The organism is Enterobacteriaceae bacterium ESL0689, assembly GCA_029433525.1.
Classification (GTDB): Bacteria; Pseudomonadota; Gammaproteobacteria; order Enterobacterales; family Enterobacteriaceae; genus JAQTIF01.
Window position 1 is genome coordinate 1193098 of record JAQTIF010000001.1, and the last position, 13158, is coordinate 1206255.

The 13158-nt window shown below is 47.9% G+C and carries 9 protein-coding genes, 1 rRNA gene, 1 pseudogene and 1 other annotated feature; of the genes and pseudogenes, 8 read left to right on the forward strand and 3 right to left on the reverse strand.

Features of this window, described 5'->3' with window-relative positions:
• Nucleotides 1-2: 2 nt before the first annotated feature.
• The 4 genes and pseudogenes from trmD (at nt 3) to tyrA (ending at nt 3638) form a co-directional block, all read left to right on the forward strand.
• Nucleotides 3-807, forward strand: a pseudogene (gene trmD, locus PT300_05885) (tRNA (guanosine(37)-N1)-methyltransferase TrmD).
• 4 nt (nt 808-811) lie between these two features.
• On the forward strand, nt 812-1159 hold the full coding sequence (gene rplS, locus PT300_05890; GenBank protein MDF7680164.1) for a 50S ribosomal protein L19: 348 nt from the start codon (nt 812-814) through the stop codon (nt 1157-1159).
• A 277-nt stretch (nt 1160-1436) separates the two neighbouring features.
• Nucleotides 1437-2507: a 3-deoxy-7-phosphoheptulonate synthase gene (locus PT300_05895; protein MDF7680165.1), complete on the forward strand. Its 1071-nt coding sequence runs from the start codon at nt 1437-1439 to the stop codon at nt 2505-2507.
• 9 nt (nt 2508-2516) lie between these two features.
• Complete coding sequence (tyrA, locus tag PT300_05900; protein MDF7680166.1) at nt 2517-3638, forward strand: bifunctional chorismate mutase/prephenate dehydrogenase; 1122 nt, start codon at nt 2517-2519, stop codon at nt 3636-3638.
• A gap of 40 nt (nt 3639-3678) precedes the next feature.
• Here the strand turns inward: tyrA and pheA are convergent, their stop codons facing one another.
• The 3 genes from pheA to bamD form a co-directional block, all read right to left on the reverse strand.
• Entirely contained in the window at nt 3679-4839 is a 1161-nt protein-coding gene (gene pheA, locus PT300_05905) for a bifunctional chorismate mutase/prephenate dehydratase (protein MDF7680167.1), read from the reverse strand.
• 98 nt (nt 4840-4937) lie between these two features.
• Nucleotides 4938-5068 (reverse strand) — a sequence feature (Phe leader region).
• Nucleotides 5069-5322: 254 nt separating this feature from the next.
• Nucleotides 5323-5658: a ribosome-associated translation inhibitor RaiA gene (raiA, locus tag PT300_05910; GenBank protein MDF7680168.1), complete on the reverse strand. Its 336-nt coding sequence runs from the start codon at nt 5656-5658 to the stop codon at nt 5323-5325.
• Nucleotides 5659-5909: 251 nt separating this feature from the next.
• Nucleotides 5910-6647 (reverse strand): outer membrane protein assembly factor BamD, encoded by a 738-nt coding sequence (gene bamD / locus PT300_05915; GenBank protein ID MDF7680169.1) that lies wholly within the window; start codon nt 6645-6647, stop codon nt 5910-5912.
• A gap of 131 nt (nt 6648-6778) precedes the next feature.
• Between bamD and rluD the strand changes: the two genes are divergently transcribed.
• From rluD to PT300_05935, 4 genes are all read left to right on the forward strand, one after another.
• Nucleotides 6779-7759, forward strand: coding sequence for a 23S rRNA pseudouridine(1911/1915/1917) synthase RluD (gene rluD, locus PT300_05920; protein ID MDF7680170.1), 981 nt, complete (start codon nt 6779-6781; stop codon nt 7757-7759).
• Entirely contained in the window at nt 7756-8487 is a 732-nt protein-coding gene (yfiH, locus tag PT300_05925) for a purine nucleoside phosphorylase YfiH (GenBank protein ID MDF7680171.1), read from the forward strand. The genes rluD and yfiH overlap by 4 nt, the downstream gene beginning before the upstream one ends.
• Nucleotides 8488-8616: 129 nt before the next feature.
• A complete protein-coding gene (gene clpB / locus PT300_05930; protein ID MDF7680172.1) occupies nt 8617-11190 on the forward strand; it encodes an ATP-dependent chaperone ClpB in 2574 nt (857 codons plus the stop codon).
• 395 nt (nt 11191-11585) lie between these two features.
• Nucleotides 11586-13124 (forward strand): 16S ribosomal RNA (locus PT300_05935).
• Nucleotides 13125-13158 lie beyond the last annotated feature (34 nt).

Below are 13158 nucleotides of genomic sequence, written 5' to 3' on the forward strand. Positions count from 1 at the left end.
CTATGTGGATTGGCATAATCAGCCTGTTTCCTGAAATGTTCCGTGCGATTACTGATTACGGAGTAACTGGCCGGGCGGTAAAGAACGGCTTGCTGAGCATCCAGAGCTGGAGTCCTCGTGACTTTGCCCAGGACAAACACCATACGGTGGATGATCGCCCCTATGGGGGAGGGCCTGGTATGTTAATGATGGTACAACCATTGCGTGATGCCATCCATGCAGCAAAAGCGGCAGCAGGTGAAGGCGCCAGAGTTATTTATTTGTCACCTCAGGGGCGTAAGCTTAATCAGGCGGGCGTCAGCGAACTGGCAACCCATCAGAAACTGATTCTGGTATGTGGTCGCTATGAAGGAATAGATGAGCGTTTAATTCAGGCTGAAATTGATGAAGAATGGTCAATTGGCGATTACGTGCTCAGTGGGGGAGAGTTACCAGCGATGACGCTGATCGACTCTGTTTCCCGGTTCATTCCTGGTGTTCTGGGCCATGAAGCTTCAGCAACGGAAGATTCTTTTGTTGATGGCTTACTGGACTGCCCACACTATACTCGTCCTGAAGTGTTAGATGTGATGACGGTTCCGCCAGTTTTACTGTCGGGAAACCATGCTGAGATCCGTCGCTGGCGCTTGAAACAGTCGCTGGGTCGTACCTGGCTAAGAAGACCTGAACTTCTGGAAAACCTGGCTCTGACTGAAGAGCAAATGAAATTGCTGGCGGAGTTCAGAACAGAACACGCAGAACAGCAACGATAGATATGATGGGATGGCGTCATGCCTCCGGGATCAGTTTACCCAGGATAAGAGATAAAATTATGAGTAATATTATTAAACAGCTTGAACAAGAACAGATGAAGCAGGACGTACCTTCCTTCCGTCCCGGTGATACCGTGGAAGTGAAAGTATGGGTTGTTGAAGGCTCTAAAAAACGTCTGCAGGCATTCGAGGGCGTGGTTATCGCGATTCGTAACCGCGGTCTGCATTCTGCATTTACTGTTCGTAAGATTTCCAACGGCGAAGGTGTTGAGCGTGTATTCCAGACACACTCTCCGGTGGTTGACAGTATTACGGTGAAACGTCGTGGTGCTGTGCGTAAAGCTAAACTGTACTATCTGCGTGAGCGTGCCGGTAAGTCTGCTCGTATCAAAGAGCGCCTGAACTGATATTCGCTTTCGCGACATCCTGATAAAAAGGGCTGACCTGCCAGGTCGGCCCTTTTTTATATACCTCAATCGTTACTTTCATACCCGGCTATTCAGCATTTCTTCCTTTGAGGTGTAAACTAATATTTACTAAATTAACCTGATAATGCCTTGTTATTTAATGCTGTAAAATATAGTTTACTTATTGCGTATTGAATTCGTTACTCTTTATGATATGGTGATATGCCTTCGCGATAAACAACCGATTATTACCAACAAGCAACACAGGATTACCATCATGAAAAAAGACGTGCTGAATAATATCAATATTACTGATGAGCAGATTTTGATCACACCAAATCAATTAAAAATGGCGTTTCCGCTGGAAGCTGAACAGGAATTACAAATTGCACAATCCCGTCAGACGGTCGCGAATATAATTCACGGCCATGATCCACGGTTATTAGTCGTCTGTGGCCCATGCTCGATTCATGATCCACAGGCTGCTATTGAATATGCACATCGTCTGAAAGCACTTGCTGCAGAGGTCAGCGATAGCCTCTATCTGGTTATGCGCGTCTATTTTGAAAAGCCGCGCACTACGGTTGGCTGGAAAGGGTTAATTAACGATCCTCATATGGATGGCTCATTTGATATTGAAGGTGGACTAAAAATTGCGCGCCATCTGTTGATCGATCTCGTGAATATGGGGCTACCGCTGGCAACTGAAGCGCTGGATCCCAACAGTCCGCAATACCTCGGCGATCTGTTCAGCTGGTCTGCGATTGGAGCCAGAACGACCGAGTCTCAGACCCATCGGGAAATGGCTTCCGGGTTATCCATGCCGGTAGGTTTTAAAAATGGGACTGATGGTAGTCTGTCGACAGCGATTAATGCGATGCGTGCTGCGGCGATGCCACATCGCTTTGTCGGTATTAACCAGGCAGGTCAGGTTTGTCTGCTACATACGCAGGGTAATCCTAATGGCCATGTTATCTTGCGTGGTGGCAAAACCCCGAATTACAGTGCAAAAGATGTTGAAAAATGTGAAACAGAAATGGTTCAGGCAGGACTGAAACCCGCTTTGATGATAGATTGCAGTCATGGTAATTCTAATAAAGACTATCGCCGCCAGCCTGCGGTCGCAGAATCGATCGTTGCGCAGATTAAAGCGGGTAATCGTTCCATTATGGGTCTGATGATCGAGAGTAATCTTAACGAAGGTAATCAGTCTTCTGAATTATCGCGTGATGAGATGAAATATGGTGTATCAGTGACGGATGCCTGCATTAACTGGGAAACAACAGCGACGTTGTTACGCAATATGAGCCAGGATCTGCATGGACAGCTGGTGGCCCGTTTAGAGTAAGAGGATCGTATGGTTGCTGAGTTGATTGCATTACGTGATCAAATTGATGAAGTTGATAAAACGTTGCTGGCATTACTGGCTAAACGCCTGAAGCTGGTTGCTGAAGTCGGAAAAGTGAAGAGTCAGTATGGCCTGCCCATCTATATTCCGGAGCGGGAAACATCGATGCTGGCTTCCCGACGGGAAGAAGCAGAGATGCTTGGCATCCCCCCTGATCTCATTGAAGATGTATTACGGCGCATTATGCGCGAGTCTTATTCCAGTGAGAATGACAAAGGATTTAAAACCTTATGCCCTGATTTACGTCCCGTAGTCATTGTCGGTGGCGCAGGGCAAATGGGACAACTCTTTGTAAAAATGTTAACACTTTCTGGTTACCAGATACGTATCCTGGAGAAAGATGACTGGCCCCATGCCACCGAAATTGTTGCTGATGCGGGGATGGTTATTATTAGTGTGCCTATTCATATGACGGTCTCTGTTATAGAGCAGCTACCTCCGCTACCTGCAGATTGTATCCTGGTCGATTTATCATCGATAAAAACCGAACCTTTACAGGCGATGCTGGCAGCACATCGTGGTCCGGTTTTAGGACTGCATCCGATGTTTGGGCCTGATAGTGGCAGTCTGGCGAAACAGGTGGTGGTGTACTGTGATGGGCGACAACCGGAAGCTTATCAATGGTTCCTGGAGCAAATTCAGGTCTGGGGCGCACGGTTGCATCGTATCAGTGCTGTTGAGCATGATCAGAATATGGCCTTTATTCAGGCGCTACGCCATTTTGCCACTTTTGCTTATGGCTTGCATCTGGCGGAAGAAAATGTATCACTGGAACAGCTACTGACCCTCTCATCACCGATTTATCGGCTGGAGCTCGCCATGGTAGGGCGCCTGTTTGCCCAGGACCCGCAGCTGTACGCGGATATTATCATGTCATCAGAGAGCAACTTAGCGCTGATTAAACGCTACTATCAACGTTTTGGCGAAGCGATACAGTTGCTCGAACAAGGTGATAAACAGGCATTTATCGATAGTTTCCGCAAAGTAGAGCACTGGTTTGGCGAGTACGCGCAGCGTTTTCAGACTGAGAGCCGAACGTTATTGCGCCAGGCCAACGATAACCGGTCGTGATCAATGGTAGCTAAGCCAGCTGAATGCGCTGGCTTAGCGATTATTGGGGTTCGACAGGAATGACATTCTCACTGGGATAGCAGCCCAGCACTTTGAGTGAGCGCGTCATTTCACGTAGATCTTTTAAGGCATGACGCATGGCAGAAGATTCCAGATTAGCCTGAATATCAAGATAGAACATCTCTTCCCACGGATTACCACGAATAGGCCGTGACTCCAGCTTACTCATGATCAGATGATGTTTACGTAATACCAGTAATGCATCAACAAGTGCGCCCGCTTGTTGTCCTGTAGCGATAAGCAGAGTGGTTTTAGCGGGTATTTGATCAGAAACATTCACCGCTTTACGTGCCAGAATCAGAAATCGGGTGATATTGTGAGTTTGATTTGCCTCACAGTGCTCAATAACCTGTAAACCATAAAGCGCACCACCGGCTTCGCTGCCTAATGCCACAACAGAGGGGGAACCCGTCTGAGCGACTTTTTCCATTGCCGCTGAGGTGCTTTCAATATATTCGATTTTCCAGTGTGGATAGCGATTCAGATATTGACTGCATTGCTGAAAAGGCTGGGGGTGACTGTATACCGTCTGAATATGTTGTGGATCGGTAACCGCGCAAGCCAGGATACAGTGATTAATCGGCAGTGTGAGTTCTCCGACAATAAATAAGCTGGTTTGTTGTAACAGGTCGTAGACATCATTGATGCCACCGGAACTGGTATTTTCAACCGGAACAACGGCATAGTCTGCCAGCCCGGTTTCCACCTGGTGGAAAATATCAGCAAATTTAGCACATCCACTTTCAATAAACTGTTCGAAATGACGGGTCGCATACTGGCGTGCAGCGAGATGGGAGTATGAACCTTTCGGGCCGAGAAAAGCGATGCGTGCTGAGTGTTGATGAGTTTTGTTCAGGTGTTGTTGCAGCAAGGCTTGTTGTGTAAGAACCGAATCTTCGATAATCAACTGGAACAAACTGGTAATATAGTGAGCATCCAGATGATAGTTTTTCCCCAGTATTATCAGGTGTTCCAGCAACTCACGTTCACGATTGATATCCCGAACCGGGCGATGTGACGCCAGCTTTGCTTTACCGACTTTTATCGCCAGGTTACGACGTTCTGCCAGTAAAGTGAGTAATTTTTCATCCAGCGCGCTGATTTTATCACGCAGAGCCAGTAATGGGTTTTCCTCGGTCATATCTATCGCCTTTTTGTTATTCATCTTCATCCGTCATTCATCAAACCGCTTTATTGCTGCCGGAAATATTTTTATATACCTGAAATTCATGGCATATTAATAAAAAAGCCTCCCTTCATTCAGGAGGCTTTACTGTTGTTCTTCATATTATTTTTTATCATATGATGAGCAGCCTCCCGATCAGGGAGAGATAAAAAAGAACAGGAAGAAGAACAGCGATCGTAGCATAATAAATTCCTTAAGAGCCTGGTCCATTGGGCTATTTTACTTGCCATTTTGTCCTTGGGCAGTGCTCGAAATCCTCACGTACTCCGTGTACGCTGCGGTTTCTCCGCGCTGTCCGTGTCCAAACTGGCTGCGCCAATAACGCCTAATGGGACAGGCTCTAAGTTAACAGCGATTACAGTATCTGTACTGTTTTCATTCTGTCAACAAAAAACGCGCCAGAAGGCGCGTAAATCAATCACAATGTCAGTTTAAGGATTATTCAGTTTCCCGTGGAAAAGCGGTATCTTTCAGCGACACTGCGGTACGACGGGCCTCTCCTTTATGCTGTAATTTATTGAGCTGACGTTCCAGCTTGTTGGTTAACTCATTAATTGCGATGTACATATCTTCATTCTGACTACTGGCAACCAGATTACCATTTGGTGTGGTGATGGTGGCGTCAGCGACAAAGCTTTGCGGCTCTTTCGAAAGGATAATATGAGGATTGATTAATTGAACCTGCCATTTATCCAGCTTTGCAAGGCGATCAGTAATATGCTGGCGGATTGCTGGAGTAATTTCCATGTGTTTACTGGTAATGTTTATGGTCATCAAGTTTACCTCTCAATATTTCCATCCTGATAACTTAGCATACCTTTCCTGATACCAATATGTGTGCCAGATGTCACATATTTTTGTCAAAAAATTTATTTCTTTAGTAAAAACAGACAGTCAGTCTGATGCTGTTTGTTTAGAGACAGGGGGATTTGGTTTGACGATCGGGATAATGGAAACAGCGTGTAATGTCATACAGTTAAGCAGACTTTAACTGTATGACATTACAACGTTTAATAGATAAATAATCAGCTATTTTTGCTATTAGCGATGATGATTTTTTCCACTTTATCTGCCTGGCTATTCAGTTGCATCTGGCGATAAGCCTTCTCCATCATCGGCAACGCATCGCGTGTCGCCTGCGTATCGGGATAATTATGTAACATATCCTCAACACGATTTACTACTGCAACCCAGGCGCCGCGATCGGTATAGTAATTCACCACGGATAACTCATATTTCGCCAGACGGTCTTTCAGAAAAACCAGCCGTTTGTAAGCGTCAGTGGCATACGGACTATTGGGATAGCTACGTACCAGCTTAGTAAAGTCGTTAAAAGCGTTACGGGCGTGTTGTGGATCGCGATCGGAACGGTCAATACCAAAGAGACCTTGCAGGGCACTGTCATCCAGCGCCATATCAGTCAGGCCGCGCATATAAATGACATAATCAATGTCAGGATGAGTCGGATTCAGGCGAATGAAACGGTCAATCGCCGCCTGTGCCAGGGCTAAATCAGCATTTTTATAATAGGCATAAATCAGATCCAGTTGCACCTGCTGGGAATAGGGACCGAAGGGATAACGATTATCCAGCGCTTCCAGTTGCGTTATTGCTTGTTTCCAGTTACCGTCCTGCAGTTTTTGCTGGGCAGTCGCGTAGATAATATTCGGTGGATTATCAGGTACCTCTTCCTTTGAACTGGAGCAACCTACCAAAGTCAGACTCAGTGTGACTGCTGCGACCAGATATTTCATACGCATCATGACGTTTTGACTTCCTCAAAATGTTTATGCGGGAGGATCTCAGTTCCTGCTCCCGATTAAGACCAGCTACAATAGCACATTATATTAAACGGCGAAGCCGTAAAACCCAACGTTAAATAAAGAAGCTGTATATGGCACAACAAGTACAACTTACCGCAACAGTATCCGAAAATCAGCTTGGCCAACGCTTAGATCAAGCTTTAGCCGAAATGTTCCCGAATTATTCGCGTTCGCGTATAAAAGCCTGGGTACTCGATCGACGAGTACAAGTCAACGGCATCGTGGTCGACAAGCCAAAAGAGAAGGTATTAGGTGGAGAACAGATTATTATTGATGTCGCCATTGAAGAAGAAACACGCTTTAAGCCGCAGAATATTCCGCTGGATATCATCTATGAAGATGATGACATCATGGTCATCAATAAACCACGCGATCTGGTTGTTCATCCCGGCGCAGGTAATTCTGATGGCACGGTGCTGAATGCGTTGTTGCATTATTATCCTCCGATTGCAGATGTACCGCGCGCCGGGATCGTGCATCGTCTGGATAAAGATACAACCGGTCTAATGGTGGTGGCGAAAACGATCCCAGCACAAACCCGGCTGGTAGAGTCGTTACAGTTGCGTGAAATAACACGTGAATATGAAGCCATCGCTATTGGGCATATGACTTCGGGAGGGACCGTCGATGAGCCGATTAGCCGCCATCCGACGAAACGTACTCACATGGCAGTACATCCGATGGGCAAACCGGCGGTGACGCACTATCGGATTATGGAGCACTTTCGTGTTCATACTCGCTTACGTTTGCGTCTGGAAACAGGGCGCACTCATCAGATCCGTGTGCACATGGCTCATATCACCCATCCACTGGTGGGGGATCAGACCTATGGCGGTCGTCCTCGCTTGCCCAAAGGTGCATCGGAAGATTTTATCGCGGCATTACGCAAATTTGACCGGCAAGCTTTGCACGCCACGATGTTACGCTTGTATCATCCGATCAGCGGTATTGAAATGGAATGGCATACCCCCATTCCACAGGATATGGTTGAGCTCATCAATGCTATGCGTGCAGATTATGAAGAGCATAAGGATAATATCGATTGGTTATGACTGAACTCATCATCCCGCAGTGGCCGATTCCGCAGGGGGTGGCTGCCTGCAGTTCCACGCGCATGGGTGGGGTAAGTTTGCCGCCCTATGACTCGCTCAATCTGGGCGCTCATTGCGGTGATGATTTATTGTATGTAGTAGAAAATCGCCGCCGGATAGTGGCCACCGGTGGCTTACCCTCCGATCCGATCTGGCTGGAGCAAATTCACGGTACGACGGTACTGCAACTGGATGGTGACCCCGATCAATCTCAACGGGCAGATGCATCCTATTGTCGAATACCGGGTAGAGTATGCGCGGTAATGACAGCCGATTGCTTACCGGTTCTGTTCTGTAATCGTGCGGGAACCGAGGTTGCGGCAGCGCATGCTGGCTGGCGTGGCTTATGTGATGGTGTGCTGGAAGAAACCATCGCTTGTTTTGCTGATAAACCGGAAAATATTCTGGCCTGGTTAGGGCCGGCAATTGGCGCTCATGCTTTTGAAGTTGGCGCAGAAGTGCGTGAGGCTTTTGTCGGAAAAGACAGACAGGCGGCAAGTGCTTTTCGCCCCACCGCGGATAAATATTTTGCTGATATTTATCAGCTGGCTCGTCAGCGCCTGAATAACGCAGGCATTACCCACATTTTCGGTGGTGACCGTTGTACGTTCAGTGAAAAGGAGCATTTTTTCTCTTATCGGCGCGATAAAATCACCGGACGTATGGCGAGTTTTATCTGGTTGATATAACTTCGCCCATCAGGACGATACAGAATGTAAACTTATTTTTCACATAATTTGGCGCTATAAACCTTGAATAATTGAGGGATGGCCTCATGTAATCTCCAGTAGCAATTTTGACCAATTATGGGAGGAATCATGCGTCTGGATCGTCTTACTAATAAATTCCAGCTTGCTCTCGCTGATGCCCAATCGCTCGCGTTAGGGCATGACAATCAGTTTATCGAACCACTTCACCTTATGAGTGCCTTGCTGAGTCAGGAGGGGGGATCAATACGTCCTTTACTGACTTCTGCTGGTGTTAATGTGGGTGAATTAAGCACTCATATTGCTCAGGCTCTGAACCGCTTACCTCAGGTGGAAGGTACGGGAGGGGATGTGCAGCCCTCTCAGGATTTGGTCCGAATGTTGAATCTTTGTGACAAACTGGCACAAAAGAAACAGGATAACTTTATCTCGTCGGAACTTTTTGTCCTGGCGGCACTTGAGTCACGCGGAACATTGACTGATTTGCTAAAATCGGCAGGCGCAACAACAGCCAATGTGACTCAGGCAATTGAACAAATGCGTGGAGGTGAAAGCGTGAACGATCAAGGTGCTGAAGATCAACGTCAGGCATTGAAGAAATATACTGTCGATCTGACGGAACGTGCTGAGCAAGGTAAACTCGATCCGGTCATTGGTCGTGATGAAGAAATTCGCCGAACTATCCAGGTTCTGCAGCGGCGTACCAAAAATAATCCGGTTTTAATTGGCGAACCGGGGGTCGGTAAAACGGCCATTGTTGAGGGATTAGCACAGCGTATCGTGAACGGTGAGGTTCCTGAAGGCCTGAAAGGCCGCCGGGTACTGGCGCTGGATATGGGTGCGCTGGTCGCGGGCGCTAAGTATCGTGGCGAATTTGAAGAACGTCTCAAAGGTGTGCTGAACGACCTGGCAAAACAAGAAGGCAACGTTATTCTGTTTATTGATGAACTGCATACCATGGTCGGAGCAGGAAAATCAGACGGAGCGATGGATGCCGGTAATATGTTAAAACCAGCGCTGGCGCGCGGCGAACTCCATTGTGTCGGGGCAACGACACTGGATGAATATCGCCAGTATATTGAAAAAGATGCTGCGCTGGAGCGCCGTTTTCAGAAAGTCCTCGTTGATGAGCCCTCAGTTGAAGATACCATCGCTATCTTACGCGGTTTGAAAGAGCGTTATGAACTGCATCACCACGTGCAGATTACAGACCCCGCTATTGTCGCGGCAGCAACACTGTCGCACCGTTATATTGCCGGGCGGCAACTTCCTGATAAAGCGATTGACTTAATTGATGAAGCGGCATCCAGCATTCGTATGCAGATTGATTCGAAACCCGAAGAGCTTGATCGTCTCGACAGACGTATCATTCAACTCAAGCTGGAACAACAGGCGTTGATGAAAGAGCCTGATGAAGCCAGTCAGAGACGTCTGGATATGTTAAATGACGAGCTGGAAGATAAAGAACGCCAGTATTCCATTCTGGAAGAAGAGTGGAAAGCGGAAAAAGCCTCTCTCTCCGGCACTCAGACGATCAAAACTGAGCTGGAACAAGCTAAAATTGCCATTGAACAGGCGCGGCGCACAGGCGATCTTGCGCGAATGTCTGAACTTCAATATGGCAAGATCCCTAATCTGGAAAAGCAACTTGCGGCTGCTACCCAATCCGCAGGCAAAACTATGCGCCTGTTGCGTAATAAAGTCACCGATGCCGAAATTGCCGAAGTGCTGGCGCGCTGGACGGGTATTCCTGTAGCGCGAATGATGGAGGGAGAACGGGAAAAATTACTGCGAATGGAGCAGGAGTTGCATAGCCGGGTTATTGGCCAAAATGAAGCAGTTGATGCCGTATCGAATGCCATTCGGCGTAGTCGTGCCGGACTCTCTGATCCTAACCGGCCAATTGGTTCGTTTTTATTCCTCGGGCCAACAGGTGTCGGTAAAACAGAGCTTTGTAAAGCACTGGCTAACTTTATGTTTGACAGTGATGACGCAATGGTGCGTATCGATATGTCTGAATTTATGGAAAAACACTCCGTATCACGTTTGGTGGGTGCGCCTCCAGGATATGTCGGCTATGAAGAGGGGGGGTATCTGACTGAAGCGGTACGCCGTCGCCCTTACTCCGTCATTTTGCTTGATGAAGTAGAAAAAGCACATCCGGATGTATTCAATATTCTGCTACAGGTGCTGGATGATGGTCGTTTGACGGATGGACAAGGAAGAACGGTTGATTTTCGTAATACGGTTGTCATTATGACATCAAACTTAGGTTCCGATCTGATTCAGGAACGCTTTGGTGACCTGGATTATGCACAGATGAAAGAACTCATTCTCGGTGTTGTGGGGCAAAATTTCCGCCCGGAATTTATCAATCGTATTGATGAAGTTGTCGTCTTCCATCCATTAAGTGAAAAACATATTGCTTCTATTGCGAAAATTCAGTTGCATCGTTTATATAAACGTCTGGAAGAACGTGGCTATAAAGTGCATATGTCTGATGATGCGCTGAAGTTATTGAGCGAAAGTGGTTACGATCCTGTATATGGAGCTCGTCCGCTAAAACGGACTATCCAGCAACAGATAGAAAACCCGCTGGCACAGCAGATCCTTTCCGGAGAACTTATCCCTGATAAAGAAATCAAGCTGATAGTAAAAGAAGGACATATCGTCGCAGTGCAGTGATAGAAAAACCGGAAGTGAGCTAGTTAGATCACTTCCGGAAAAGTCAGTTTTTATCCATCGTTTGATCAATAAACCGCCTGAAACACTTTTTTTTGAATTAATACTTGCCATAACGAAATTCCTCCCTATAATGCGCTCCCACTGACCCGGAATAACGGAGCGAATCCACCGGAAATCAGGCAGAGGAAGTGAAAAAGCACTTGACTCTGAAGCGCATGAGAGTATTATATGTGCCCGCTTCATTGAAGCACCGCTCTTTAACAATCAGTCAGACAATCTGTGTGGGCACTCAGGAAGACAGAGCCTGACCGTCGGTGACGGTCAAGCAAATTTAAAAAGTCTCTGAGTGAACACGTAATTCATTTACGAAGTTTAATTCACGAGCGATCAGACCTGAATTGAAGAGTTTGATCATGGCTCAGATTGAACGCTGGCGGCAGGCCTAACACATGCAAGTCGAACGGTAACAGGAAGCAGCTTGCTGCTTTGCTGACGAGTGGCGGACGGGTGAGTAAAGTCTGGGAAACTGCCTGGTGGAGGGGGATAACTACTGGAAACGGTAGCTAATACCGCATAATGTCGGAAGACCAAAGTAAAATCTTATGGCCTCACGCCACCGGATGTGCCCAGACGGGATTAGCTTGCAGGTGAGGTAATGGCTCACCTGGGCGACGATCCCTAGCTGGTCTGAGAGGATGACCAGCCACACTGGAACTGAGACACGGTCCAGACTCCTGCGGGAGGCAGCAGTGGGGAATATTGCACAATGGGGGAAACCCTGATGCAGCCATGCCGCGTGTATGAAGAAGGCCTTCGGGTTGTAAAGTACTTTCAGCGGTGAGGAAGGATGGAAGTTTAATACACTTTCATTTTGACGTTATCCGCAGAAGAAGCACCGGCAAACTCCGTGCCAGCAGCCGCGGTAATACGGAGGGTGCGAGCGTTAATCGGAATAACTGGGCGTAAAGGGCACGCAGGCGGTGTGTTAAGTCAGATGTGAAATCCCCGGGCTTAACCCGGGAACAGCATTTGAAACTGACAGGCTGGAGTCTCGTAGAGGGGGGTGGAATTCCAGGTGTAGCGGTGAAATGCGTAGAGATCTGGAGGAATACCGGTGGCGAAGGCGGCCCCCTGGACGAAGACTGACGCTGAGGTGCGAAAGCGTGGGGAGCAAACAGGATTAGATACCCTGGTAGTCCACGCTGTAAACGATGTCGATTTGGAGGTTGTTCCCGTTGAGGAGTGGCTTTCGAAGCAAACGCGATAAATCGACCGCCTGGGGAGTACGGCCGCAAGGTTAAAACTCAAATGAATTGACGGGGGCCCGCACAAGCGGTGGAGCATGTGGTTTAATTCGATGCAACGCGAAGAACCTTACCTGGTCTTGACATCCACAGAACCTTCCAGAGATGGAGGGGTGCCTTCGGGAGCTGTGAGACAGGTGCTGCATGGCTGTCGTCAGCTCGTGTTGTGAAATGTTGGGTTAAGTCCCGCAACGAGCGCAACCCTTATCCTCTGTTGCCAGCGGTTTGGCCGGGAACTCAGGGAGACTGCCAGTGAAAAGCTGGAGGAAGGTGGGGATGACGTCAAGTCATCATACTCTTACGACCAGGGCTACACACGTGCTACAATGGCGCATACAAAGGGAGGCGAGCCTGCGAGGGTGAGCGGAACTCATAAAGTGCGTCGTAGTCCGGACTGGAGTCTGCAACCCGACTCCACGAAGACGGAATCGCTAGTAATCGTGGATCAGAATGCCACGGTGAATACGTTCCCGGGCCTTGTACACACCGCCCGTCACACCATGGGAGTGGGTTGCAAAAGAAGCAGGTAGTTTAACCGAAAGGGGGGCGCCTGCCACTTTGTGATTCATGACTGGGGTGAAGTCGTAACAAGGTAACCGTAGGGGAACCTGCGGTTGGATCACCTCCTTAAACTGAGGGTTCTGGATTTCTGAAGTGTTCACAC